The sequence below is a fragment of the Antarcticimicrobium sp. genome (genome assembly GCF_029212575.1).
Lineage (GTDB): Bacteria > Pseudomonadota > Alphaproteobacteria > Rhodobacterales > Rhodobacteraceae > Antarcticimicrobium.
On sequence record NZ_JARGPK010000025.1, the window covers coordinates 1 to 25,255 of the forward strand.

Consider the following 25,255-nt stretch of genomic DNA (forward strand, 5'->3'; position numbering starts at 1 on the left):
CGACCCTCAATGCGCGAAAAACACCCTGCCGATACAGGCTCTGGCTGCGCGTGACGGGCTTGCGCGCCATCTTTTACGAAGCCGTGATCTTTTTGCGGGCGGATCGTGGGCACCCGGCCTTCCCCGCAGGCACCATCCGCCTTGCGCAAGACGCATGGCCCAGGGCCGGAAACGCATGGCGCACAACCACCCCGATGTCGCCGCCGCCAAAATTCCGCGCGCCCTGCCCAATGCCACAGCATTTCACCCATGTGACCTTACGTCAGTAGTACTGCCAGTTTTTTATACAATCAATCTATGCACTTGCTGCATAGCAGCATTGATTTGGAAAGCCATTGTGCATCTGCAGCATTCGCTTATCTTCAATCTCAAGCAACGCCACAACGACGGCGACGACACGATGATCGAAGGTAGCGAGCAATGACTGCACTGACCCATACCCATGCCGCAGGCGCCTCTCTCATGAGCCGCCTGCACGGTGCGACCGACGCCCTGAAAGGCCGCGTCGCCAAGTACCGCCTGTACCGCAGCACCTACGCCGAACTGAGCGCCCTGAGCAACCGTGAGCTGGCCGATCTGGGCCTGCACCGGTCCGAATTGCGCCGGGTGGCCCTCGAAGCCGCTGGAGAGCTCTGACACCAGCACCAGTTTACCGGTTCAGACCCCTTCTCCTCCTCCCTAGGGGTCTGTTCTCAGCGGCGGCATCTTCCTCCTCCCTGATGTCGCCGCACCTTATACCGGCCCCATAAGCCGGACCGCATACACCGGGCGCTCTCCTCCCTGCGCCCCGTGTTGTGACACATCGGGCGCTTTCCTCCTCCCTGCGTCCGATGTTCAATCGACCGGCGGCACCTCTCCTCCTCCCTGGTGTCGCCGGTCAATTTTCCGCCCGGCGGAAAGACAACGGAATTCGGGATACATCCCGGCGCTCTCCTCCTCCCTGCGCCGTGATGTTGCACCAAGGCGCTCTCCTCCTCCCTGCGCCGAGGTGCTGAAAGAGAACGGCGGCACCTCTCCTCCTCCCTGGTGTCGCCGTTTTCGCGTTTTCGGAGGGCTTCCCTCAGACCCGGCCACGCCGCTCCGCCCGTCGCGCCCGCGATCCGCCGCGGCGTTTCGGCCAGGCCGCATCGCGATCGGCGCGCCGCGCCGCGCGCAGATGCGCGCAGAACCGCGCCACCGCCGGGCAGCCGCGCGCCATTGGCGCCGCGCGCCGTTCCGCCGCCCGCGCCGCCGCCCCGGCACCGCAGCCCGCCGGCAGGCTCATCAGCCAGTTCAGGAATCCGATCCGCGCCGCCGTCTCGGCGCATTGATCCTCGGGCAGGGTCCGCAGGGTCCGCAATATTCCGGCCAGAATCATGCCCGGCCCGCCGCGGTCGTATCAGGGGTCATCCGCATCCTTTCCCGCCACGCCCCGTGGCATCCGTCCTGTTGCTGCGGACGAAGGCAGGAAACGGGGGGCAAGAACGGGGGGACCCGGCCTTGCCGCCACGCCCCGACCGCCGCCCGCGGTTCGATTCGTTGCTGCAAGGCTGGTTTCCGGGCTTGGACGATGGGGGGATCTCTCCCTGATCCGGCCCTTCCCGAGGCCTGCGCCTCAGTGGTTTTGCCGGACTTGCCCTGTCCTTACCGTTGCGGGGGCAGCGCCGGCCTCTCACCGGCTTCCCAATTCTCCCCCTCGCGGGGGCACCCTACGCGGTCAGATTACAGGATTCGCAGGGCGCCGCATCGGGAATCCGTCCTGTCGGGGAAAAATCACTTGCCGGTGCTCGGCCTCAGAACGGGATGTCGTCGCTGGCAGAGACAAACCGCGACACCACCTTTTTCGGCCCGGCCTTCTCGAAATCGACCTCGAGCTTGTCGCCCTCGATGCCGATGATCGCGCCATAGCCGAACTTCTGGTGGAACACCCGCTCGCCCATGGTGAAGCTGGAGACGGCGTCGAGGTCGATCACCGTGCTGCGGCTCTCCCTGGGCTGCGACATGCCGCGCTGACCGGCGCGCGCCTGCATCCGTTTCCAGCCCGGCGAGTTGTAGACATTGGCCTCGGCGACCCGCGATTCGATGTTGCCGCGTACCGGCGCAGCCGCCGCACCATAGCCACCGCCATAAAGGCCCGGCGGTGTCAGCACCTCAACATTCTCCTCGGGCAATTCATCGACGAACCGCGACGGCAGCGCCGATTGCCACTGTCCGAACACCCGTCGGTTGCCGGCAAAGGAAATCGTGCAAAGCTCCTCGGCGCGGGTGATGCCGACATAGGCCAGCCGCCGTTCCTCCTCCAGGCCCTTGAGCCCGCTCTCGTCCATGCTGCGCTGCGACGGAAAGAGGCCATCCTCCCAGCCCGGCAGGAACACGGCGGGAAACTCCAGCCCCTTGGCCGCGTGCAGGGTCATGATGCTGACCTTCTGCTCGGCGTCCTGCTTGTCGTTGTCCATCACCAGACTGACATGCTCCAGGAACCCCTGAAGGTTCTCGAAGTTTTCCAGCGCCTTGACCAGTTCCTTGAGGTTTTCCAGCCGCCCCGGCGCCTCGGGCGTCTTGTCGTTCTGCCAGTGGCCGGTATAGCCGCTCTCGTCCAGCACGATCTCGGCCAGTTCCATATGGGTCATGTCCGCATCGCCCGTCATCCGGCCCCAGCGGCGCAGATCCTCGACCAGGGTGCGCAGCGCCGCGCCGCCCTTGCCCTTGATCAGCCCGTCCTCGACCGCGATCCGCGCGCCCTCCAGCAGACTCACGCCATTGGCGCGCGCGGCGGTCTGGATGGTCTGCTGCGCCTTGTCGCCGAGGCCGCGCTTGGGCGTGTTGACGATGCGTTCAAAGGCCAGGTCGTCATCGGGGCTGACCACCAGCCGGAAATAGGCCATGGCGTCACGGATCTCCATCCGCTCATAGAATCGCGGCCCGCCGATCACCCGGTAGGGCAGACCGATGGTCAGGAACCGGTCCTCGAAGGCGCGCATCTGGTGGCTGGCGCGGACCAGGATCGCCGCCTCGTTGAGGCCAAAGGGCCGCATGCCGCGCGTGCCCCGTTGCATCGCCTCGATCTCCTCGCCGATCCAGCGCGCCTCTTCCTCACCGTCCCAATGGCCGATCAGGCGCAGTTTCTCGCCCTCGTCCGCCTCGGTCCAGAGCTCCTTGCCCAGCCGCCCGGCATTGCCCCGGATCACGTTCGAGGCCGCCGCCAGGATATGCGGGGTGGAGCGGTAATTCTGCTCCAGCCGCACCACATGGGCGCCGGGAAAATCCTTTTCAAACCGCAGGATGTTGCCCACCTCGGCCCCGCGCCAGCCATAGATCGACTGGTCGTCGTCGCCGACGCAACAGATGTTGCGATGGCCACCCGCCAGCAGCCGCAGCCACAGATACTGCGCCACGTTGGTATCCTGGTATTCGTCCACAAGGATGTAGCGGAACCAGCGCTGATACTGTTCCAGCACGTCGGGGTGCTTTTGCAGGATCACCACCACATGCAGCAGCAGATCGCCGAAATCCACCGCGTTCAGCTCGCGCAACCGGGTCTGGTATTGCGCGTAAAGCTCCACCCCGCGCCGGTTGTAGGCGTTCGAATCCGCCGACGGCACCTTGTCCGGGGTCAGCGCCCGGTTCTTCCAGCCGTCGATCACCCCGGCCAGCTGCCGCGCCGGCCAGCGCTTGTCATCGATGCCGGCGGCCTGCACCAGCTGTTTCAGCAGCCGCAACTGGTCGTCGGTGTCGAGAATGGTGAAGTTCGATTTCAGCCCGATCAGTTCCGCGTGCCGCCGCAACAGCTTGACGCAGATCGAGTGGAAGGTGCCCAGCCAGGGCATCCCCTCGATGCTCTGCCCCAGCAGCCGACCGACCCGTTCCTTCATCTCGCGGGCGGCCTTGTTGGTGAAGGTCACCGCCAGGATCTCGTTCGGCCGGGCACGTCCGGTGTTGAGCAGGTGCACGATCCGCGCCGTCAGCGCCTTGGTTTTGCCGGTGCCGGCCCCGGCCAGCATCAGCACCGGCCCGTCCAGCCGCTCCACCGCCTCGCGCTGGGCCGGGTTCAGATCGTCCAGGTAGGGCGCCCCCATGGCCTGGCCACGCGCCGCAACCGCGCGCGCCGCCAGCGATGCGCCCTCAAAGGCGTCCATCTCGTCGAAACTGCTCATGGCGCGAACTTAACCCGGATCGCGCCGCAGTTAAAGGTTCGTTCGCATTCTGTTCCCCCGGTTTTCCACCCGATGGCCCGGCGAGCGCTTGAGACGGCATCCCATCGCAGCGCATTTACGCGCCGCTTCGGTTGCGCCACCCGATGAGGTTCAGCCCGGCGAAGAGAATTGCCGCGACACAGACGATCGAGGGCCCCGCCGGGGTGTCGAGAACGTAAGCGCCTTGCAACCCCGCAACAGCCGAGATCGCGCCGATTGCCGTGGCGATGACCGCCATCGTCTCTGGCGTACGGGCAAGGCCCCGTGCGGCGGCGGCGGGCACGATCAGCATGGCCGCAATCAAGAGCACACCGACCACCTTGATCGCGACGGCCACCGTGATGGCCAGGGCCACCGTAAGGATCAGTTGCTCGCGCTTCGGGTCCAACCCGCTGGCATAGGCCAGTTCCTCGCTGAGGGTCGAGGTCAAGAGGGCCGACCACCGCCAGGCCACCAGCGCCACCACCAGCGCCGCGCCACCCCAGATCACCACCAGATCCGACCGCGAAACGGCAAGGATATCGCCGAACAGATAGGCCATCAGATCGACCCGGATACCCGACAGGAACGAAACCGCGACCAGCCCGAAGGCAAGGGAGGAATGGGCGAGCACGCCCAGCAGCGTATCCATCGCGTATCCGCGCCCGGCAAGAAGCGTCACCACCAGCGCCATGATCAGAGCAACGGCCATCGCACCTGCAAACACCGAAATATTCAGCGCGAGAGACAGCGCAACCCCGAGAATGGCCGCATGTGCCGTGGCGTCCCCGAAAAAGGCCATCCGCCGCCAGACCACGAAACACCCAAGCGGGGCCGCGGCAAAGGCCACGCCCACCCCGGCAAGCGTGGCGCGGGTCATGAAATCGTCAAGCATCAGTCGTCCACCTCGTGGCTCTGCGGATGGTCATGATTGTGATCGTGGCCGTGATCATGCCGGTAGAGCGCCAGCGCGCCCCCCGTGCCGGTCCCGAACAGCGCGCGGTATTCCGGCGCGGAGGCAACCACCGCGGGCGCCCCTTCGCAACAGACATGGCCGTTCAGGCAGATCACCCGGTCAGAGGCGCTCATCACCACATGCAGCTCATGGCTGACCATCAGGACGGCGCAGCCGGTGTCACGGCGCACTGTTTCGATCTGCTGATAGAAGGCCGCCGAACCGGGCTGGTCGAGCCCCTGTGTCGCCTCGTCCAGGAGCAGAACATCGGGACGGTTGATCAAGGCCCGGGCCAGCATGACGCGCTGAAACTGCCCGCCGGAAAGCCGTGACATCTGTCGTTTCAGCAGGTCCGGCACGGCGGCCGCCGCCAGCGCCGAGCGGCAATCGGCCTTCGAGACGCGATCGGTCAGCCGCATGAACCGTTCCACGGTGATTGGCAGGGTCGGATCGACATGCAGCCGCTGTGGCACATACCCGATCTTCAGGCCGGGCTTGAGGAAGATCTCGCCACTGGCCGGTTCGGTCGCGCCGATGATCGCCCGCAAAAGGCTCGACTTGCCAGACCCGTTGGGGCCGACAATGGTCACGATCTCTCCTGGCTCGACGACCAGGGAAACATCGCGCAGGACGGTGTTTGCGCCGTAGGCGACGCTCAGGTTCTTGACCGTGATCAGACTCATGCTTTGGGCTTCTCCGCGCAGGCGGGGCAGATCCCTTCGGCTTCCACGACCGTCTTCTCGATGTGAAACCCCGCCGCGCGTGCGGCGGCCCCGAGCGCGCCCTTGGCGGGCGTTGACTGCGTTTCGGCCACGGCATCGCAGAGGCGGCAGATCATGAAGGCCGGCGAATGGGTTTCACCGGGGTGGGAACAGGCAACAAAGGCGTTCAAACGCTCGATCTTGTGGACGAACCCGTGTTCCGCGAGGAAATCGAGCGCGCGATAGGCAACGGGAGGTTGAGAGCCGAAGCCAGCGTCCCGCAACAGGTCGAGAATGGCATAGGCGCCAAGCGCACGGTGTTTTTGCAACAACAATTCCAAGACCTTTCGCCGGACAGGCGTCAAGCGCAGCCCTTCGGCGGCACAGCGGGCTTCGGCCGCAGCCAGAGCCTGGGCGACGCAGGCCGAGTGGTCGTGTTTCTCGAACCCGACCGGGGGGGCATTTCCCGCTGACATGCCTTGTGCCGCTCTTGGCATGTTATTTCATATCCTGTCTTGGCATATTATTACATATCCCGTATATCCACCGTTATGTAATAAGATCACAAGGAATGTGCAATGTCCAGAATGCTCGCTTCACTCTCTGCCGTCGCTGCGCTCATGGGGGGGACGGCGATGGCCGATGCGCCGAACGTCGTTGCCGATATCGCGCCGGTGCATTCCCTCGTGGCCCGCGTCATGGAGGGGGTCGGCACGCCTGACCTGATCCTGCCCCCCGGCGCGTCCCCCCATGAATACAACCTGCGCCCGTCCGAGGCGGGGGCGCTGCAGGATGCGGATGTCGTGGTCTGGATGGGCCCGCGCCTCGCGCCCTGGATGGAAGGTGCCGTGGAGACGCTGGCCGGGGACGGTGGCGTCCTTACACTGTTGGAGGCCGACGAAACCAAGCTGCTCGATTTCCGCCAGAACGCTCTGTTCGAAAAGCATTCCCATGGTCACGGGGAGGAGCATGGCGAGGACGAGCACGATCACGAAGAACATGCCGAGGGCGATCATGACCATGAGGCCGAGCATGATCAAGAGGAACACGCCGAGGGTGAGCACGCGCACGACGACGGGCACGATCACGAAGAGCACGCCGCCCACAACGATCACGATCATGCCCACGGGAAGTATGACGCCCATGCCTGGCTGTCGCCCGAGAACGCGTCGGCCTGGCTCAACCTGATCGCGGCAGAGCTGTCGTCCGCCGATCCGGAAAACGCCGGCACGTACTTCGCCAACGCGGCTGCCGGACGCGAGGAACTGAAGGCCCTACAGTCCGAAGTGAACGCAATCCTGGATCCGGTGCGCGGCGGCAGCTTTATCCTCTTCCACGATGCCTTCCAGTATTTCGAGGTGGATTTCGATTTCGCGGCGTCGGGGGCCATCTCGCTCAGCGATGCGCAGGACCCAGGCCCGGCGCGGATCGCCGAGATCCAGACGCGGGTCCGTGGCGAGGGCATCGATTGTGTCCTGGCCGAGCCGCAGTTCAATCCCGGCCTGGTGGCCACGGTGCTCGATGGAACCGAGGCGAAAACCGGCGTGATCGATGCGCTTGGTATCGATCTTGAGCCGGGATCCTCGCTCTATCCGCAGCTTATCCGCAATATTGCGACAACTCTGGCCGATTGCCTGTAATCCACCCCGGCGAGCCGGCTGACACCAGGGCGGTGCCGGCCGGCCCCCGGCGGGCTGCGCCTCATGCCAGCGAGGACCAGAGCTGGAACAGCAGCCCCGACGCAAAGGCACCGGTCAGCGACAACCCGATATAGAGTGCAAACACCTGCGGACGGGCCAGCGCCCAGACCGCCATCGCTGCGGGAATCGATGTGACCCCACCCGCGACGAGGAACGCCATGCCGGCCCCCGGCGCCATCCCCTGTTCGATCAGCCCGCCGACCAACGGCAGCGCGGCATAGCCGTTGAGGTAGGCCGGCACGCCCACCAGCGTCGCCGTGACGATGGGCATCAGCCCGGTGCCGCCGAGCGCCGCGGTCACGGTTTCAGCCGGGATCCATGCCAGCATCAGGCTCTCGAGCAGGAATGCCAGCGTCAGCCACTTGGCCAGGAACAGCGTCGTGGTCAGCGCCGTCTTGCCGAATTTCGCGCGGCGGTCGGCCTCGCTCCAGAACCGCCAGACCACAGGCTGGGGCGCGCGGACTTTCGATCCGCCGCAGCCGCCATTGCCAATGCCCTCGCGCAGCGGGTCGGCAAAAGCCCCGCCCCGCATCAGCAGGTAAACGACAAGACCGCCGAACAGGCCCAGACCAATGGCGGCGAAGGTCTTCGCAACTGCAAACTCAGCCCCCAGAACACCGGTTGTCAGCACGAACATCGACGGGTCCATGATCGGAGAAGCCAGCCAGAAGGCCATCACCGCCGACAAGGGCACGCCCATCGCCAGCAACGCCGCGATCAGCGGGATCACCCCGCAGGAGCAGAACGGCGAAAGCCCCCCCGCCAGGGCCCCGAGGCCGATCATCAGCAGCGGCGCGCCGGTGAATGCCCTGGCGATCAGGTTGTCGGCGCCGGTCGCCCCCGCCCAGGCCGCAATTGCGATGGAGAGGATCAGGTAGGGCGCGGTGTGCAGCAAGGCTGCGGTCGCGAAACTCGCACTCTCCCCCGCCTGGCGCGGATCGACCACCATCAGAACCCCGAGGATCAGCGCCGAGGCCAGCCAGATGCGCTGATCCTGCCAAATGTGCCTCAACATGGCCCGCGGCCCGTTGGTTGAAAATGCCGTATCGCTCATCACCGTATCTCCGGATTTTTAGTTATTTCAGGCGGTAAAAAGGGGGATTTGCGAGTCATGCCGCATCCTCCTCGGATCGGGTCGTCACACCGGTGCAGCACTCTTCTGACAGGAAGGTCTGAAGGCGATGCATGGCCGGGAAATCGACCTTGTTGAACACCTCGCGCCCCTGCTTTTCCTGCAACACGAGGCCGGCATCGACCAGCGTCGAAAGATGATGCGCCAGCGTCGACGGCGCCAGCCCCAGATGCTGGCCGATTTCGCCCACCCGCAACCCGCCGTCACCGGCCTTTACCAGCAGGCGAAAGATCGACAGGCGGGCATCGTGGCCGAGGGCGGCAAGGGCACGGGCATGGGGGCTGGTCGTTGTCATGGCGGACAATATAACTATATTTCCGGTTATTTAAATGATTCTTTTTCCGCGCCCGTTCCGGCGGCCCCTGCATTCAAACGGCGCGCTTGCTGTTGACCCGCGCGATCAGCGCCGCGCCGCTCTCCTTGCGCTGGCTGTAGCGGTCGACAAGATAGTCGGACCGTCCCCGCGTCAGCAGCGTGACCTTCATCAGCTCTTCCATCACATCCACCATCCGGCCGAAGGCGGGCGGAAATCCATGTCGGCAACGCCGCCCGAAAACTGGTCTGCCCCATCCTGCCCCAGAACCATCGGATGCACCTTCAGCCCGGGCACCTGCCGTCGGTCGATCTCGACGTCAAAGTCGAAACCCGTCACGCCGAAGGCTCCGGGAACCTTGCCCGGGTCCGGTTTGCAAATGCGACCAGCGACAACATGACGGGCACCTCCACCAGCACCCCGACCACGGTCGCCAGCGCCGCTCCGGAATTCAGGCCGAACAGGCTGATGGCGACCGCCACGGCCAGTTCGAAGAAATTCGAGGTGCCGATCATGGCGCAGGGGGCGGCGATGCGGTGCGGCACCCGCAGGACATAGGCCGCGCCATAGGCCAGCGCGAAGATGCCATAGGACTGGATCAGGATCGGCACCGCGATCAGCGCGATCAGAAAGGGCCTTTGCAGGATCACCTCGCCCTGGAGGCCGAACAGGATCGCCACGGTCGCGATCAGCCCGATCACCGACCACGGCTTGATACGCGCCGTAAATGCCTCGATCCGCTCCGGGCTGCGCAGCACGCGTCGGGTCGCCAGCCCCGCCAGAAGCGGCAGAACGACGTAGAGAACGGTGGCGAGCACCAGCGTTTCCCAGGGAACGGAGATGTCGGTGACGCCCAGAAGGAACGCCACGATGGGGGCGAAGGCCACCACCATGATCAGATCGTTCACCGACACCTGAACCAGCGTATAGGTCGCATCGCCGCGGGTGAGCTGCGACCAGACGAACACCATCGCGGTGCAGGGCGCGGCCCCCAGCAGGATCAGGCCCGCGATGTATTGGGCGGCATCCTCGGGGGCGAGATAGGGCGCGAAAATGTAGTCGAAGAACAGAACGGCGAGCGCGGCCATGCTGAACGGCTTGATCAGCCAGTTCACCGCCAGCGTGACAAGCAGGCCCCTGGGTTGCCGGGCCACGCCTGCCACCGCGCCGAAATCGACGTTGACCATCATCGGATAGACCATGGCCCAGATCAGAACCGCAACGACGAGGTTGATCGAGGCGACCTCGGCGCCGGCGATGGCGCCGACCAGCCCGGGCGCGACGGTGCCGATCCCGATTCCGACGATCATGGCAAGCCCGACCCAGAGGGTCAGGTAGCGCTCGAACGCGCCCATGGCGCCGCTGTCGGTAGAGGCTGTTTCGGTCATGTCGGACTGTCCTGTTGTTGGTTGATTTCGGAGGTGCGCAGCAGATCGGCAAAGCGGGCCGGGTCGATATTCCCACCGGTAATGACAGTGGCCACCGCACGGCCCTTGATCGGCGCCCGGCCGCTCAGGATCGCGGCCAGGCCGACCACGGCACCCGGTTCCGTCACCAGCTTGAAATGCTCATAGGCAAAATGCATCGCCGCGCGGACCTCGGCATCGGTTGCTGTCACCCCGCCCGCCAGCAGCGCGTGGTTGATCGGAAAGGTCACGGCATTGGGGATCGGGGTCATGATCGCGTCGCAGATCGTGCGGCGCCCCGCGGGATTGCCGACGCGTTCGCCCGCGATCAGCGACCGGCGCGTGTCGTCGAAGAGGTCGGGCTCGGCCGCGAACACCTGCGTTGCGGGCGATGCATTCGCCATCACCACCGCCGTCGCCGCGGTCAACCCGCCGCCGCCGCAGGGCACCAGAACGGCATCAAGCTCGACGTGTACATCCCGCGCCTGCTCCAGCAGTTCCAGCGCTGTGGTGCCTGCCCCCGCCAGCACCAGCGGGTGCGTGCTGGGTCCGACGACCAGTCGGCCGGTTTCGCGCTCAATACGCTCGACCACCGCGTCGCTGCTCTCGGAGTCCCGGTCGAAGGCCATGATTTCCGCCCCAAGGGCTCGGCTTGCGGCCTTCTTGGCCTCGGGCGCGTCGCTGGGCATGACGATCACGGCCGACGAGCCAAGAACCTGCGCAGCACGCGCAACCCCCAGCGCATGATTGCCCGAGGAATAGGTGACGACGCCCCGCTCACGCTCTTCCGCGCTCATTTTCAGCATGCGCCAATAGGCGCCGCGGATCTTGAAGGCACCGGTGCGTTGAAGATTTTCGGCCTTCAACAGCAGCCGTCCGCCCAGCATCGCATTGACATCCGGGTTTTCCAGCATCGGCGTGCGGATGACGATACCGTCCAGCCCCTTGGCCGCCGCGCGCATATCCGCAAGGGCGATAGGATGCGCCATCACAGCGGCTCCGCGTCACGGGCAATCTGGAAGGCCGCATCGCCGCGTTCGATCCGGGCCAGCGCACGCTTGCACAGAACGATCCCCTCATAGGGTGACACAATGACGTCCGAGGCCTGTAGCGGTGTATCCGGATGGTGGATCAGCCCGACGGTTTCGCCCTTTTCAACCGTATCCCCGATGTCTTTCAGCGGCTCGAAGAGCCCGGCCTGATAGGCATAGACCGACCCTTGCGCATGCAATTCGCGGGTTCCCCGGGCCGCATCAGGCTCGTAGTCGGGCAACATCCCAAGGACATGCAAAATTCGCAGCAGCCCGCGTTCCGTCATCGCCAGGATGTCCGACGTCACGGCCCCGCCGCCACCCAGTTCGGCCATGATCGACACCACGCCATTTCGGTTCCCGGCCCCCATTGCCGTGCGCGCGGTGCTGTTGGGTCCGCCGCCGCCGGTAAAGACCCAAGCATATGGCAGATCGAACGCCGCTTGCAGCCGTTGCAGCATCTCCGCCTCTTCGGGGGTATGGCCCTGCCCGCGCAGCAGTGTCGGCGGATAGAACAATGAGGAACCGCCCGAGTGCAGATCGACCAGATAGTCGGCCATTGGAAACAGGGTCTGCTCGAGGTAGTCGGCAATCATCGCCGTGGGCGTGCCGCCCGGATCCCCGGGGAAGGTCCGGTTGAGATTTCCATCATCCAGTGGCGACGTGCGCAGGCCAGCTTTCGCGGCGGGAAGGTTGCTCATCGGCAGCAGGATGACCCGCCCCCGGATCTGTTCGGGGGCCAGGTCATTCGCCAGCCGGGACAGGGCGATCTGCCCTTCGTATTCGTCGCCATGAACCCCGGCCAGCAGCAAGACCGTCGGACCATCCCCGTTCCTGATCGAAACCACCGGCACCGGGATCCAGCCATAGGCCGAGCGATGCACCGAATGCGGAACACGCAGGTAGCCGACATGTTTGCCGTCTGCGGCGAAATCTATTTCGGCGGTGATCTGAGTGGCTGGCATGTCGCGCCCCCGACTGACCTCAAGATGCCGCGAGCGGCGTGTTTCTTGTTGCTTCCGGCGCGCTTGCCAGGAACCGGCCGGCCGCTCATCCAAAAGGACCGAAGAAAAACTTCACGCCCTACAACCCGACCCTCATTTCGGTAAGTGCCGAATTGATTTCGGACTAAGTGACCGCCCCGGGCTTGTCAAGATTCGGTAATTCGGGCATCGACGAAACATGGATCAGGAAACCGCCATCGAGGCCTTTGCCGCGCTCGCCCAACCGTCGCGGATCGGGGTGTTCCGGCTCTTGATCCGGGTCGGCCCTGACGGCCTGCCGGCGCTGGAAATCTCGCGGCGCCTGAACATCGTGCCCTCGACGCTCTCCGGGCACCTGGCCATCCTCAAACGTGCCGGTATCCTGACCGCCACCCGGCAACAGCGCGAGATTCACTACGCGGCCAACCTGAACGCGATCAACCAGCTGGTCACCTTCCTGCTGGCCGATTGCTGCGAGGGCCGGATCGAAAACTGTTCAGAGGTTCTTTGCCTTCTCGCCCCCGACCAATAGCGCCAGCATGATGCGGGTCATCGGAGCGTGTGAAATCAGACCCGGTCTGAACCGACCCGGCCGCGTCCCGCTGGACGTCATCACCGATTGAGAACGTCACTGAACCCGGTGCGGCCCGTCATGGCCTGCTTGTGCGGCAGCGGGAACCGGACGTATGGCATGGCCGTCGGACGGATGATCTCAAGGCTGGACTTGAAGGACCTGAACGGCTCGAAGCTCGCCATGCCAGAAGGCGCCTGCGCGCCCTGCCCCGCCGCGAGCCCTGTTGTTCCGCCACGACCCAGACTACCGGGCGCGGCGCGCTCGGTGCATGGCAGCTATCGGTGCCACGGCATATAGGTTGAAACGATTGTGTTCCCGAAAGAAAACCGCTCAATCGCAGGCGGCGGTAACGATGATCTCGACCTTGAGATCGGGGCGCGCCAACCGGGCCTCGCCGCAGGCCCTTGCTGGAGCGTGACCATCGGGCACCCATGCATCCCATACCGCGTTCATTTCATCAAAATCCGACATATCCGCCAGCCAGATAATGGCCTGCAACAAACCTTCGCGCGATGCCCCGGCTTTTTCCAGCAGCGCGTCGATGCGCGACAGGCAGTCAGCCGTCTGCGCCGCGACCGTCTTACCCTCTCCCACCTGACCGCAAAGGTAAGCAGTACCATTGTGTTTGACGATCTTGCTCATACGGGCACGTGGTTCAATTCTCTCGATCATTTTCTTGCTTTCCATTCGGTTGCCATCCTGTCGCCGGCATACTGGCCAGTTCCCCAAGCGTGACGGGCTTGATCGGCGGCCGGATACGGTAGTAGCCGGTGACATCCGGCGATTGCCCGTTCTCTGCCGCAAGCAGTTCCGTCACGGTCAAACCGCAATACCGTCCCTGGCAGGGCCCCATTCCTTGCCGGCCGAAGGCCTTGGCCTGGTTCGGGCCCAGGCACCCGAGTTTCGCAAACTTGCGAATCTCACCGGCCGTCACCTCTTCGCATCGGCATACCACGGTTTCATCCGCCGGTGACAGCGCGCCTTGATACGGGGGATAGGCCCGGTCGAGGAAGGGGCGCAGGGCCAGTTCGCCCCGCAATGCGCGGCGCAGAGGCCGCGCGGCCGCATCCCTTTGCGCCGGGGTGAGCGCGTCCAGGTCACCGGCGATTTGCAGGGCGGAAATCGCGCCCGCAAGCTCGGCCGCCAGGGCGCCGCCAATGCCCGCGCCATCGCCGGCGATGAAGACCCCGTTCTGCGGGGAGCGGCCCCATTCATCCCTTGTCGGCACAAAGGCCCGCTGCCGCGCCTGCCATTCATGGGGCACGCCGATCGAGCGCGCGGTTTGCGTGTTGGGAACGACACCGTGGTGCAGCAAGACCGTTTCGCACGACAGGCAATGTTGGCGCCCCCGCACCGTGAAACGGATCGCCTCGGCATGATCCGCGCCGTCGACGGCAATCGCGGAGGCGCCGGAATACCGTTTCACACCCGCTTTCCTGATTTCCGCCAACAGGCCAAGCCCCTTGACCAGATGGCGCCAGCCGCGCAGCGCCCCCGGCCAATGGCGCAGGGCGGACAAAAGATCTGCCGTGGACTGGGTCTCGACCAACGCCAGGGGCGGCGAACCGGCGCGGCACATCTGGGCCGCCACCAGATAGAGCAGCGGTCCGCACCCGGCGAGAACGGCATTTTCCAACACCATCCCGGATTGCTTGACAAGGATCTGGGCGGCGCCCGCATTCATGACCCCGGGCAAGGTCCATCCCGGCACCGGCATGGGCCGCTCGATTGCCCCGGTAGCGATCAGCAACCGCTTGCCCGAGGCCACCGCGGCCACACCATTCACACAATAGGCAACCCGCGTGCCGCCCTCGATCTGCCAGACGGATGCCCCCGCGATGTGGGTGATCCGCGGATGCTGGATCGCGGCGACCAGCTGCCCCCCCCTGGTGACATCCGGTCCAAGGATGTCAGCGCGGGCGGGCGATACATGGGCGACGTTGCGATAAATCTGACCGCCCGCCCGTTTCTGTTCGTCGAGCAGCACGACGGACAGGCCCGCCTCCACGGCCTGCCGGGCGGCCGACATGCCGGCGGGTCCCGCGCCGATCACGACAAGGTCGGCTTCAATCATTCTTTGTCTCCGAAACCGCTCCCGGCCGGGAAATCGTCATCCCCGCCGCAACCTCCGTCATGCAGGCCTGACGGGTCACACCGTCGATCTCCACCAGGCAGTCAAAGCAGGCGCCCATCATGCAAAAGGGATTTCGCGGCGCTCCGGATACGGGTGTGCGCCGGAACGGCTCGATCCCGGCGGCAAGCAGTTCTGCGGCGAGATTGCCACCGTCACAGAGTTCCAGGTCCCGCCCGTCAAGGCGGACGACGACAGGTCGGCCCGGCTCATCCAATCTACGCACGGCCAAATCTCGCTTCACTGAACACCTCCAGATCCGGGGCTTTCTCGGTGCCTTCCAGCCAATCCGGCAGAAGTAACGCATGAACGGCCGCCAGGGTGACGGCACTGTGGCAGGTGACCAGAAAGGCACCGGGCATGTGGTCGCTCTGCTGATAGATGGGAAACCCGTCAGGGGTCAGAATGCGCAACGCGCCCCAACTGCGCACCAGTTGCGCGCGGCCGAGGATGGGGTACGCGTCGATCGCAGCCCTGGCCAGCCCGGCAATGCCGGCGGTGGTTACACCGTCGTCAAACCCGACCTCCTCGTTGGTCGCCCCGATCTGAACCCCGCCCTCGGCCACTTGCCGGGCCACCAGCGAGGGGCGGTTGATGATCCTGGGCAGCTTTTCGGTGATCAGAACCTGCCCGCGCTGTGGCCGGATCGGCGCCTTGAACCCCATTTGCGGGCCAAGATGCGCCGCCCCCAGGCCAGCGGACAGGACCGTCTTCGCCGCCTCCACAACCGTTCCGTCCTCGCATTCGATCCGGAAATGCCCGTTCTGGCGAACAGACTGTACGGTCTTGCCGTTCAGAACGCGGCCCCCCAGTCGGCGCACGTCCTGTGCCAGCGCTTGCAGCAGTTTCAAAGGATTGGCGTGCCCATCCTGATGGTGCAGGATGGCACCGGCGATTTTCCGACCGATCTCGGGCTCTTCCTTGCGCAACTGGACCCGGTCGAGCACGTCGAAAGGATAGTTTCCACCCAATCGGGCCTTCAGGGCGTCGTATTTTTCGACGGTGGCCTCCATCTCCTGCTCCGATGAGAAAAACCAGTAACCGCCGTTTTGCTGCAGGGCCAGATCCTGGCCGGTGTTCGCCTGAAGCTCGTCGGAAAACCCGCGCCAGAGGGCGACGGATTTCTGCGACCAGCGCGCATATTCTGGCCGGTTCAGCCCCTTGGACTGAACCCAGACAAGACCGAAATTGCCCCGGCTTGCACGAAAGCTGCCGTCGCTGCCATCAATAACGATGACCCGGCGTCCCCGCTTGAGCAGGCCCCAGGCAATCGCCAGGCCAACGATGCCACCACCTATGATAGCGTATTCAGGTTCCATGAGATTTCCTGGTCAATCCTGGCGAGAATTTGCCTTGCTACCCACCCGCCGCAGGGGCACGCGCACTGCGCGGGGGCGACGGCCTGCCGTGGATCAAGAACAAGCGGGCGACCGTAGCCGCCCGGCTTGAGGTAGTCGGCGGCGGGCTTTACATCAGCCCTGCTTTTTCGCGCATGATGTCCATCAGGTCTTTTCCGATGACCTCGTCCATCACCGGCCAAACCTGCTCACGCGCGACAGTGGCGATCCTTGCCAGCTGTTCATCGGTCGGCACAATGACCTTGATACCGGCCTCGGACATCAGATCCATGTATTTCTGATCTTCGCCGCGCGCCAGGTCAAGGCTGGCCAGCGCCGCGCCCTCGACCGCGTCGCGGATGATCTGCTGATCCGCTTTCGACAGGCCGTTGAACGCATCGGTGTTGGCAAAGACGAAGGAGTTCTGGAAATGGGTGTTGAACTGTACCCAGCACTCCGTCACATCGCGGTGGGTTGTCCAGGTATTGTAGGGCTGTCCGCCGACCTGCGCATCCACCAGCCCGGTTTGCAGCCCGAGATAAAGCTCACCCCAGGGCACCGGCGTCGGCTCGAAACCCAAAGCGGCGACCATGTTCTGCCAGGCCTGGTTTCCCGGCGGAAACCGCATCTTGATCCCGCTGTTCGATGCGGCGTCGAACACGTTCTCGGGGCATTCGCGGAATCCTCCGCCACCGAAGCCTTGCGCCACCACGCCCAGGGTCGTCATGCCGTTTTCACCCATCAGCTCGCTCATCATGTTGAACAGATAGGGATCATCGCTGAAATAGGCCTGCTCCACTTCGGCGAAATTCATCACCGAATAGGGCAGAACGCGGATCTGAAGGCGCGGATCATAAGAGGGAGAGACCGGCTGGCTGGCAAACTCCACCACGCCGCGCACGACCTGTTCGTTGACCTCGACCCAATCGCCGAGCTGCCCGGCCGGGAAAAGCTTGAAGGCGATGCGGCCTTCGGTTTTCTCTTCGATTTCGGCGATGATCGCCTTGGTCGTGGTATCCACGATCGAGTCGACCGGGAAGGAATGCGACCATTTGAACGTATGTTCCTGGGCCTGCGCCGAACCGGCGGCGACGCCCAACATCAGCACCGCCGATGCGACTGCACCAATGACGCGCTTCAACCTTGGTATCTCCATGACAACCTCCTTTGCCAATTCATTGATCAGAGTGCTCTTTAGGAAACCGCGCGGTGGAAAAGGCAGCCCCCATGGCAAGCTGGTAAGAACTATCGTGCAGCTACATTCAAAAGCCAAATTGATAATATCGCTATTTTCATAGATTTGATTTATGAACTATCGACATTCAGTGGCTGTATGCAACGTCATTGCGCAGCTTCCCGATCCGTCCCGGGATCGAACCAAATCGTCAGCGGACCCCGGCGCTTCGGCAAAGGCTGGCCAGGTCCGGGGAGGGCAGGAAAACGGTATCGGCATGCACATGGCTGCCCACTACCACGCGGAATTCCTGCGACGAATCCGGCGCAGGAATTGGGCTCTCAATCCGCCGGAAACCGCCACATATATGGAAAATTTTTCCATTTCCACCAAAAGAAAAGACCTGCTTATATTTTGCCATGAAAACGAATCTCTCCATCCGCCAGCTTCAGACCTTTGCCGAAGTCATGCGTGCGGGCTCGATCTCCGAAGCGGCCCGAAGCCTGGGCCGCACGCAACCCGCTGTCAGTTCAACGATTTCCGGTCTTGAACGGGAAATCGGATTCACGTTGTTCAATCGGGAACGCAAACGCCTGGATCCGAAGCCCGAGGCGCATTATTTCCTGGAAAAGGCAGAGGCGGTGCTCGACCTGCTGACCAAGGCCAGCCGCACCATCCAGGAGGTCGCCAATCTGAGCCGGGGCAGCCTGAGGATCGCCTGCAACCCGACGGCTTCGACCTATTTCATGCCGAACGCACTGGCGGAATTCCTGGCGGACAAACCCGAGGTCCAGGTCTCATTGATGATGCGGTCCTCGACCGTGGTGACCGATTGGATCGCATCACAACAATACGATATCGGGCTTGGAGAAGCGTCGGAAGAAGGCAGCACGATCAATGCCCAGCGCTTTGCACTGCGCTGTCTCTGCGCCATGCCCGAAGACAGTGCCCTTGCCGCGTGCGCCGTTGTCCGGCCAAAGGACCTGGCGCATTTGCCGCTGGCGCTGGTGCATCAAAAGAACGCGCTTGGACCGAAAATCCGGCGGGCCTTCGAGGAGGCGGATGTCGACCTGAAGCACCGGGTCGAGTTTGAATCGATCCTGCCGGCGCTGCAATTGGTTTCCGAAGGCATGTGCTATCTGATCTGCGACAGTTTTTCGGCGCTGAGCCACCAGCGCCATCACAAGGGCAACAGCGGCATCGTGTTCCGCCCCTTTGAACCGGCGATCTACCTCGAAATTTCCCTGATGACGCCGGCAAACCGGCCGATATCACATCTCGCAGAAGAGTTTCGCGCCTGCTTGAGCCGCAAGCTCGAAGCCTATGTCGATTTTCGCGGATAGCGCGGAACAGCCAGGCGCAGCCGTCCGCGCCCGCCCCGGCTGAAATCTCGTCGGGGGGGCGTCGGGCTTGTTGAACCTGTCAGGCCGCGTAGTGGGCGGCGTATTTTGCCAGCTTGCTTTCGTCCAGTTCAATACCCAGCCCCGGACGGTCGGTAACCCGGATACTGGTGCCGTCGATCGCCAAGCTTCCCGGTGTCAGAATGTCGTCCTGAAGCCGCAGCGTGGACATCATCGCGGCGGTATAGGGGACCACGTTCGGCGTTGAGGCGGCGAATTGCAGGCTCGCGGCAACGCTCCCGCCGGTTTCGATCATGCTGTTGATGAAGATCGGAATATTGGCCGCTTCGGTAATGGCCGCGATCTTCTTGGCTTTCAGCAGCCCCTCGCTTTTTTGCAGTTTGACGCTGACGACATCCACCGCACCCGATTTCACCAGCGCCATGGCGTCATAGATGGAACAGAGGCTTTCATCCGCACAGATCAGCGCGCCGGTGGCCTCGCGGACCTTGACCATCCCCTCCAGATCCCAGCGCGGCACCGGCTGTTCCACCCAGGCGAGGTTATAGGGTTCCATCCGTCGGATGCACTGGATCGCCACCTGCGGGCTCCAGCCCTGGTTGGCGTCCGGTATCAATACGCATTTGTCGCCAATGGCCTTGCGCACGGCCGCCACCCGCTCCACTTCCACGTCCGGCTCGTTGTGCCCGACCTTGATCATGACCGAGCGAAAGCCCCGGCGCATGGCCTCTTCGGCCTCCTTGACGTTGGTTTCGGCATCGCCGCCCATCAGCGGCCAGAGCAGCGGGAACTCTTCCCGCACCAGACCGCCCATCAACTGGTAGGCCGGGACGTTGAAATGCTTGCCAAGCAGATCGTACAGCGCAATGCCGACGGCGGCCTTGGCAAAGGCATTGGCCTTGATCGCGGCATCCATCCGCTGGTGGACCATTTCCACCGCCATCGGGTTCATGCCCCGGATGGCCGGCGCAAGGATGTCCTTCAAGGTGCTGATCACCGATTGCGGCGTCTCTTCAGAGAACAGCGGCGACGGAGACGTGTCGCCGATGCCATAAAGCCCGTTGTCCGTGTGCAGCTTGATCACGATGGAGTTGGCAGCGGTCAGCGTTCCCGAGGACACCACATAGGGCATGATCGTGGGCACGCTGACCGGGAAGATTTCAATTTCGGTGATTTTCAACTTGGAGCCTCATTTTCGGATCTGACCAGTATTCTGGCGGGGATGTCTCAGCGAACAACGCCGAGCAATTGCGGCAGGGCGAGCGACAGCGGCGCCCAATAGGTGGTGAGAAGGATGACCGGGATGGAGCCGAACAGGATCAGGATCATCGAGGTCTTGAACATCTTGTCGATGGTCACCCTGCCGACCCGGGCTCCGACGTACATGATGCCGGCCATCGGCGGTGTCATCATGCCCATGCCCAGATTGGTGCCGATGATCGCGGCAAACTGGATCGGATGGATACCCAGCTTCAGCACCACCGGGTAAAGCAGCGGCGTCACCAGCAGGATGGCGCTCAGCTCATCCATCACCATGCCGGTGAAGATCAGCAGCAGGTTGATCAGCAGCAACAGCACCAGCGGGTTGGAGGACAGCGACAGAAGCATCTCGCTCACCTGCAGCGGCACCTGCTCCATGGTGTAGAGCCGGCCCAGCAGCGCGGCGAAGAAGGTCATCACGATCATGGTGCCGGTGCTGGCCACAGAAGTGCGCAGGGCGACCAGCATCTGCACCAGGCTCATGTCCCGGTAAACCACCAGGCTGAGGAAAGCCACGTAGAAGACCGCCACCGCCGCGGCTTCGGTCGGTGTCATGATGCCGCCATAGATGCCGCCCAGGATCACCACCGGCAGCATGATCGCGCCGATCGCCGGTTTGGTCTTGTCGCGCAGATCCAGCGCCACATCCCTGAAGGACATCGGCTCTGGCGGTTTCACGTCGGGCAGGCGCCGGACCATGATGAGGTTGAGAACACTGAACAGGCTGGCCAGCACGATCGCCGGCCCCACGGTCGCCAGAAAGCAGGCGGCAACCGATTGCCCGGTGACAAAGGCAAACATGATCATCGCCAGGCTGGGCGGGATCATCGTTGCCAGAACCGCCGCAGAGCTGATCAGGGCGGCGGAATAGCCGCGCGGATAGCCGTGTTTTTCCATCTGCGGGATCATGGTGGTGCCGATGGCGATCACCGATGAGGCTGCGGCCCCGGAAATCGCCCCGAAAACACAGGAGACCACGATGGCCACGATGCCCAGCCCGCCGCGCACCCTGCCGAACAGGGCGTTGGCAACGTCGATCAGCCGGCTGGCGACACTGCCCGCCGTGACCAGATAGCCCACCGCGATGAAAAAGGGCAGCGTCAGCAGGGTCACCGAGTTGAAGCTTGCAAATCCGGCAGGAAGCAGGAAGTCGGGGTTATAGTCCTTGGCCACGGCGACAAAGACGGTTGCGCCCAGAAAGCCGATGGCAATGGGAACGCCCGAAAAGATCAGCAAGGTGAAAATGACCAGGGAGGCGATGATAATCAGATCCACGTCTCGGTCTCCTTGCGATCCGAAATCAGTTCCAGATGGTCGCCATGCCCGGCCAGGATCGCGCGCAGGCATTGAATCGTTTCGATGAAGAAGTAGAACGCCATGAAAACAATCCCGTAGAAGATGGCGGCCTGGAAAAGGACGATGTCATAGGTGCTGCCCATGAAGGTCGATGACGACTGCTCGTGTCTTGTGAGGCCCCATTCGAAGTATCGCCATCCCCAGGGGATGATATAGGCCAGCAGGCCGAAGGAGATCAGGTTGCTGAGAAACTTCAGAACGATCACCTGGCGGGGGCTCTTGAAGACCAGATGCGACAGATCCGCCGTGATGTGAATTCTTGCATGGGTTCCGTATGCCGCGCCGGAAAAGTAGAGCCAGAGCGCTGAATAGGCCGCGAGTTCCTGCACACCGACGATGGAGGACTCGAAGAGGTAACGCATCACCACTTCGATCATTATGGCTGTCGTCGTCAGGATGATGGCGATGAGCATGATCAGCCGCTGCCCCTTCAAGAGCAGGTCCCAAACAAACCTGCCTGCGCGCACCGGATCTTTCCATTTGCTTGTCATCGAGAGCTTTCCCTTTTTGCCGCCCGCAGTTCCGCTTTGTATCGCGCTCCAAATGTCTTTGTCCGACACCGGGGACGGGCGGCTTCGAAGAATGCAATCCGCTTGGATATGCAGCGATATTGCCGCCGCAGAGTTCATAAATGCAAATTAAAAAAATCTGCAATAATATCGTTTTCTCTTATGTTTTGCGGGTCGGGGAAAACCCCGACAGCCTTCGGTATCCCGGAGGTTTCCTGCACTCCGAACGGGCGCGGCCACTGACGCGATCGGATTTTCTGTCCGGCTCGACAGAACCCCCCAAAGCCTCGGACATTGGCGGTGCCCCCGGACCTCGCGGCGCGGGTTTCCTTGGCGATGGCCGGACCGACCTGGCCCGATCCGGGCGAATGCGATCGCATCCAGCTTGCCTCGCGGCTTGGGAATCCGGGATGAACGGCGTTGCATTATTGTTATGTTTCATTGGATTGGACCACACAAAGAATCTCCTGCCGAAATTTTGACGGCCATCAAGATACCGATGCGCCGGCTGTGGCAAACACGGCGAAACGCCTGGCAAGCCCGGGGGAAAACACCAAGGGGGGGAGTGGGATGATGGACGGCAGCGGCGGCGGTCATGTGCATTTGCCTCCGAAACCAGAAGCCCGAAACGGTCGGGCCTCGGCCTGGTCGTATTACCATCTGTTCAAACGGGACATTCTTTCGGCGCTGCCCGCACGTCTCTACCGGGCGTGGATGGCCGAGATGCGCACGCCATTCTTCCGCTCCTACCTGTGCAACGACCGCGAGCTGGTGGATCTGGTCCTCAAGGACCGCCCCCGCGACTTTCCCAAGTCCGAGCGTATCCGGGTCGGGCTGAAGCCGCTGCTGGGTGAGGCGATCTTCATCTCTAACGGGGCGCTGTGGGAGCATCAGAGGCGCGTCATCGACCCCGCATTCGCGGGCGGGCGGCTTCGCACGGTTTTTCCGGCCATGTGGGACAGCGGGATGGCGGCGGTCGGGCGGTTGAAGCCGCTGGCCGACGGTCGCCCGGTCGAGATCGAGGAACACAGCAGTCACGCCACGATGGACGTGATCTTTCGCGCCATGTTCTCGGTGCCGATCGACAGCGAGATCGCGCAGGCCGCGTTCAATGCGTTTCGCGCCCACCAGACGGCGCAGCCGGTCGCCAATCTCGCGGCCGTGCTGCCGTTGCCGAAATGGATGCCGCGGTATCATTCGAAGCAGACCCGCCGCACCGCAAGCGCCATCCGCGGATTGGTCGCGCAACTGGTGGACGATCGCGCGCGGGCCATTGCTGCGGGCCGCGCCCCCGACGACATCGCCACCAAGATCATGACCACCCCGGACCCGGAGACCGGCCGGGTCTTTGAGCGCGGGGAGATGATCGACCAGATCGCGGTTTTCTTTCTGGCCGGGCATGAAACGACGGCCGCCGCGCTGGCCTGGGCGCTGTTCCTGCTGGCGCGCTATCCAGAGTGGCAGGACAGGCTCGCCGCCGAGGCGCAGGCGGAGATTGACCCGGACAAGATCTATTTCTCGACCATGAGCCGGCTGAAAACGTCGCGCGCGGTGTTCCGCGAGGCGATGCGGCTTTATCCCCCGGTGCCGATGTTCGTCCGCGAGGCGGCCCGTGACGAAGAGTTCCGGGGGCGCCGCGTGCGCCGTGGCTCGCAGGTCGTCCTCAGCCCGTGGCACCTGCACCGCCATGAACGGTTGTGGGATCGGCCGGACGAATTCGATCCCTCTCGCTTCGAGACCCCGAACGGCAAGGCCTGTCTGCGTTCGGCCTATATCCCGTTCTCGGCCGGGGCGCGGGTCTGTCCCGGGTCGGCCTTTGCCATGATCGAGGGGCCGCTGATCCTCTCGCTGCTGGTCCGTGCCTTCCGGTTCGACGAGGTTCCGGGACGCGAGCCGGTGCCGGTCGCGCATCTGACCCTGCGGGGACGGGACGGCATCCATCTTGCGATCCGGCCCAGATAACCCGCCGCCCGCCGGCTGATGAAACCCAGACACAAGGGATGTTTTTCACAGGATGACCATGACCGAACGGGCGGCGCCCCGCATCGCGCATCTCAACGCCGCGCCCTATTGGCTGACCCTCACCTTCGTTCCGCTTGTGGTCCTCGCGGTCTTGCAGGGCGGCTGGACGATCCTGCTGATCCCGCTTTACGGCTGGGTCCTGATGCCGCTGCTGGATCTGCTGCTTGGCAAGAACCTGACCAATCCCGATCCCGACACCCCGGACAAAGAACTGTTCTGGTTCCGGCTCCTGACCTGGATCTGGTTTCCGATCGAGATCGTCCTGGTGTTCGGAACGATATGGTATCTGACCCATGTGGGCGGCTTCGGCACGCTCGAAACCTTCGGGATCATGTTCGGCATCGGCGTCACCACCGGCACCGTCGGGATCGTCTATGCGCATGAGCTGTTCCACAAGCCCGGCTGGATCGAGCGAAACCTCGGTGATCTGCTCATGGCGCTGGTGCTCTACGGTCATTTCCGGACCGAGCATCTGCTGGTGCATCATCCCCATGTGGGGACCCCGCGCGATACCGTCACCGCGCGCTACAACGAAGGCTTCCTGCGGTTCTTTCCGCGTGTTCTGTGGCAGGGACCGGGCTCGGCCTGGCGGGCGGAAAAGGCCAGGCTGGCGCGCGCTGGCCGCTCGGCCTGGCATCCCTCGAACCCGATCTTCAAATACATCGGGCTTCAGGTCGGATTCCTTGCCCTGGCCTTTGTCATCGGCGGCTGGATGGCGGTGGGGCTGTTCGCGCTGCAAGCCGTCGTGGCGGTCTGGCAGCTGGAGCTGACCAACTACGTCGAACACTACGGTCTGACCCGGGAATACCTTGGCGATGGCCGTTACGAGCCGGTGCAACCGCATCATTCGTGGGATTCGGCGCATCGGGTGTCCGGCCTGCTGCTGATCAACCTGCAACGCCATGCCGACCATCACCTGCACCCGGCGCGCCGCTATCCACTGCTGCAGGTCTATGACGAGGCCGATGTTCCCCGGCTTCCCACCGGCTATCCGCCGATGACCGCGATGGCGATGATTCCGCCGCTATGGCGCCGGATCTTCAACCCCAGGGTCCGGGCCTGGCGCCGCCGGTACTATCCGCAGATCGAGGACTGGACGCCCTACAAGTCGATGGCCTTGCCGATGCCACGCGGCGCCGGTTGAACCCCGACCGATCCG

Annotated in this window: 27 protein-coding genes, 1 pseudogene and 1 riboswitch; of the genes and pseudogenes, 7 read left to right on the forward strand and 21 right to left on the reverse strand. The window is 63.7% G+C overall.

Going from position 1 to position 25,255, the window contains the following annotated elements; genetic code table 11:
• On the forward strand, positions 1 to 424 hold a 424-nt coding region (locus P1U75_RS04635), incomplete at its 5' end, for a hypothetical protein (RefSeq protein ID WP_300240367.1).
• Positions 425 to 462: 38 nt separating this feature from the next.
• Positions 463 to 636 (forward strand): DUF1127 domain-containing protein, encoded by a 174-nt coding sequence (locus P1U75_RS04640; protein WP_300240463.1) that lies wholly within the window; start codon positions 463 to 465, stop codon positions 634 to 636.
• A gap of 424 nt (positions 637 to 1,060) precedes the next feature.
• Here P1U75_RS04640 and P1U75_RS04645 read toward each other — a convergent pair whose 3' ends face one another.
• From P1U75_RS04645 to P1U75_RS04665, 5 genes are all read right to left on the reverse strand, one after another.
• Positions 1,061 to 1,357: a hypothetical protein gene (locus P1U75_RS04645; RefSeq protein WP_300240369.1), complete on the reverse strand. Its 297-nt coding sequence runs from the start codon at positions 1,355 to 1,357 to the stop codon at positions 1,061 to 1,063.
• Between the two features lie 152 nt (positions 1,358 to 1,509).
• A riboswitch (cobalamin riboswitch) is annotated at positions 1,510 to 1,706 on the reverse strand.
• Positions 1,707 to 1,772: 66 nt separating this feature from the next.
• Positions 1,773 to 4,133: an ATP-dependent helicase gene (locus P1U75_RS04650; RefSeq protein ID WP_300240371.1), complete on the reverse strand. Its 2,361-nt coding sequence runs from the start codon at positions 4,131 to 4,133 to the stop codon at positions 1,773 to 1,775.
• A 115-nt stretch (positions 4,134 to 4,248) separates the two neighbouring features.
• A complete protein-coding gene (locus P1U75_RS04655) occupies positions 4,249 to 5,046 on the reverse strand; it encodes a metal ABC transporter permease (protein ID WP_300240373.1) in 798 nt (265 codons plus the stop codon).
• Positions 5,046 to 5,789: a metal ABC transporter ATP-binding protein gene (locus tag P1U75_RS04660; protein WP_300240376.1), complete on the reverse strand. Its 744-nt coding sequence runs from the start codon at positions 5,787 to 5,789 to the stop codon at positions 5,046 to 5,048. Before P1U75_RS04660 ends, P1U75_RS04655 begins: the two co-directional genes overlap by 1 nt.
• Positions 5,786 to 6,283: a transcriptional repressor gene (locus P1U75_RS04665; protein WP_300240465.1), complete on the reverse strand. Its 498-nt coding sequence runs from the start codon at positions 6,281 to 6,283 to the stop codon at positions 5,786 to 5,788. The genes P1U75_RS04660 and P1U75_RS04665 overlap by 4 nt, the downstream gene beginning before the upstream one ends.
• A gap of 102 nt (positions 6,284 to 6,385) precedes the next feature.
• Between P1U75_RS04665 and P1U75_RS04670 the strand changes: the two genes are divergently transcribed.
• Entirely contained in the window at positions 6,386 to 7,447 is a 1,062-nt protein-coding gene (locus tag P1U75_RS04670) for a zinc ABC transporter substrate-binding protein (RefSeq protein ID WP_300240378.1), read from the forward strand.
• 61 nt (positions 7,448 to 7,508) lie between these two features.
• Here the strand turns inward: P1U75_RS04670 and P1U75_RS04675 are convergent, their stop codons facing one another.
• The 7 genes and pseudogenes from P1U75_RS04675 to P1U75_RS04705 form a co-directional block, all read right to left on the reverse strand.
• A complete protein-coding gene (locus P1U75_RS04675; RefSeq protein ID WP_300240380.1) occupies positions 7,509 to 8,561 on the reverse strand; it encodes a permease in 1,053 nt (350 codons plus the stop codon).
• Between the two features lie 55 nt (positions 8,562 to 8,616).
• On the reverse strand, positions 8,617 to 8,934 hold the full coding sequence (locus P1U75_RS04680) for a metalloregulator ArsR/SmtB family transcription factor (RefSeq protein WP_300240382.1): 318 nt from the start codon (positions 8,932 to 8,934) through the stop codon (positions 8,617 to 8,619).
• A 73-nt stretch (positions 8,935 to 9,007) separates the two neighbouring features.
• Positions 9,008 to 9,163: pseudogene (locus P1U75_RS04685) on the reverse strand (arsenical resistance protein ArsH); the annotation flags it as partial.
• Complete coding sequence (locus tag P1U75_RS04690) at positions 9,136 to 9,291, reverse strand: hypothetical protein (protein WP_300240384.1); 156 nt, start codon at positions 9,289 to 9,291, stop codon at positions 9,136 to 9,138. The pseudogene P1U75_RS04685 and the gene P1U75_RS04690, both read right to left, overlap by 28 nt.
• The gene (gene arsB / locus P1U75_RS04695) at positions 9,288 to 10,340 is read right to left on the reverse strand and encodes an ACR3 family arsenite efflux transporter (RefSeq protein ID WP_300240386.1); all 1,053 of its coding nucleotides are present in this window, start codon (positions 10,338 to 10,340) and stop codon (positions 9,288 to 9,290) included. Before arsB ends, P1U75_RS04690 begins: the two co-directional genes overlap by 4 nt.
• Entirely contained in the window at positions 10,337 to 11,347 is a 1,011-nt protein-coding gene (locus P1U75_RS04700; protein ID WP_300240388.1) for a threonine/serine dehydratase, read from the reverse strand. The genes arsB and P1U75_RS04700 overlap by 4 nt, the downstream gene beginning before the upstream one ends.
• Positions 11,347 to 12,354, reverse strand: a complete 1,008-nt coding sequence (locus P1U75_RS04705) for a succinylglutamate desuccinylase/aspartoacylase family protein (protein WP_300240390.1) — start codon at positions 12,352 to 12,354, stop codon at positions 11,347 to 11,349. The genes P1U75_RS04700 and P1U75_RS04705 overlap by 1 nt, the downstream gene beginning before the upstream one ends.
• A gap of 217 nt (positions 12,355 to 12,571) precedes the next feature.
• Between P1U75_RS04705 and P1U75_RS04710 the strand changes: the two genes are divergently transcribed.
• Positions 12,572 to 12,904, forward strand: a complete 333-nt coding sequence (locus P1U75_RS04710; RefSeq protein WP_300240392.1) for a metalloregulator ArsR/SmtB family transcription factor — start codon at positions 12,572 to 12,574, stop codon at positions 12,902 to 12,904.
• 80 nt (positions 12,905 to 12,984) lie between these two features.
• Here the strand turns inward: P1U75_RS04710 and P1U75_RS04715 are convergent, their stop codons facing one another.
• The 6 genes from P1U75_RS04715 to dctP all read right to left on the reverse strand — a co-directional run bounded on the left by P1U75_RS04715 (position 12,985) and on the right by dctP (position 17,570).
• Complete coding sequence (locus tag P1U75_RS04715; RefSeq protein WP_300240394.1) at positions 12,985 to 13,128, reverse strand: hypothetical protein; 144 nt, start codon at positions 13,126 to 13,128, stop codon at positions 12,985 to 12,987.
• 148 nt (positions 13,129 to 13,276) lie between these two features.
• Positions 13,277 to 13,618 (reverse strand): RidA family protein, encoded by a 342-nt coding sequence (locus P1U75_RS04720; RefSeq protein ID WP_300240467.1) that lies wholly within the window; start codon positions 13,616 to 13,618, stop codon positions 13,277 to 13,279.
• Positions 13,602 to 15,020 (reverse strand): FAD/NAD(P)-binding oxidoreductase, encoded by a 1,419-nt coding sequence (locus tag P1U75_RS04725; protein ID WP_300240396.1) that lies wholly within the window; start codon positions 15,018 to 15,020, stop codon positions 13,602 to 13,604. The genes P1U75_RS04720 and P1U75_RS04725 overlap by 17 nt, the downstream gene beginning before the upstream one ends.
• On the reverse strand, positions 15,013 to 15,303 hold the full coding sequence (locus P1U75_RS04730; RefSeq protein WP_300240469.1) for a (2Fe-2S)-binding protein: 291 nt from the start codon (positions 15,301 to 15,303) through the stop codon (positions 15,013 to 15,015). The genes P1U75_RS04725 and P1U75_RS04730 overlap by 8 nt, the downstream gene beginning before the upstream one ends.
• Positions 15,296 to 16,396 (reverse strand): FAD-dependent oxidoreductase, encoded by a 1,101-nt coding sequence (locus tag P1U75_RS04735; RefSeq protein ID WP_300240398.1) that lies wholly within the window; start codon positions 16,394 to 16,396, stop codon positions 15,296 to 15,298. The genes P1U75_RS04730 and P1U75_RS04735 overlap by 8 nt, the downstream gene beginning before the upstream one ends.
• Positions 16,397 to 16,544: 148 nt before the next feature.
• Entirely contained in the window at positions 16,545 to 17,570 is a 1,026-nt protein-coding gene (dctP, locus tag P1U75_RS04740; RefSeq protein WP_300240400.1) for a TRAP transporter substrate-binding protein DctP, read from the reverse strand.
• 188 nt (positions 17,571 to 17,758) lie between these two features.
• Here dctP and P1U75_RS04745 point away from each other — a divergent pair, with 188 nt between their 5' ends.
• Positions 17,759 to 18,931: a LysR substrate-binding domain-containing protein gene (locus tag P1U75_RS04745; RefSeq protein WP_300240402.1), complete on the forward strand. Its 1,173-nt coding sequence runs from the start codon at positions 17,759 to 17,761 to the stop codon at positions 18,929 to 18,931.
• 79 nt (positions 18,932 to 19,010) lie between these two features.
• On the opposite strand, the gene P1U75_RS04750 is transcribed toward P1U75_RS04745, so the two are convergent.
• From P1U75_RS04750 to P1U75_RS04760, 3 genes are read right to left on the reverse strand one after another with little or no spacing between them, the layout of a single operon-like run.
• Positions 19,011 to 20,129: an enolase C-terminal domain-like protein gene (locus tag P1U75_RS04750; RefSeq protein WP_300240404.1), complete on the reverse strand. Its 1,119-nt coding sequence runs from the start codon at positions 20,127 to 20,129 to the stop codon at positions 19,011 to 19,013.
• Between the two features lie 47 nt (positions 20,130 to 20,176).
• Complete coding sequence (locus P1U75_RS04755) at positions 20,177 to 21,484, reverse strand: TRAP transporter large permease (protein WP_300240406.1); 1,308 nt, start codon at positions 21,482 to 21,484, stop codon at positions 20,177 to 20,179.
• The gene (locus tag P1U75_RS04760; protein WP_300240408.1) at positions 21,475 to 22,056 is read right to left on the reverse strand and encodes a TRAP transporter small permease; all 582 of its coding nucleotides are present in this window, start codon (positions 22,054 to 22,056) and stop codon (positions 21,475 to 21,477) included. Before P1U75_RS04760 ends, P1U75_RS04755 begins: the two co-directional genes overlap by 10 nt.
• A 588-nt stretch (positions 22,057 to 22,644) precedes the next feature.
• Between P1U75_RS04760 and P1U75_RS04765 the strand changes: the two genes are divergently transcribed.
• On the forward strand, positions 22,645 to 24,036 hold the full coding sequence (locus tag P1U75_RS04765; RefSeq protein WP_300240410.1) for a cytochrome P450: 1,392 nt from the start codon (positions 22,645 to 22,647) through the stop codon (positions 24,034 to 24,036).
• Positions 24,037 to 24,088: 52 nt separating this feature from the next.
• Positions 24,089 to 25,240 (forward strand): alkane 1-monooxygenase, encoded by a 1,152-nt coding sequence (locus tag P1U75_RS04770; RefSeq protein WP_300240413.1) that lies wholly within the window; start codon positions 24,089 to 24,091, stop codon positions 25,238 to 25,240.
• Positions 25,241 to 25,255 lie beyond the last annotated feature (15 nt).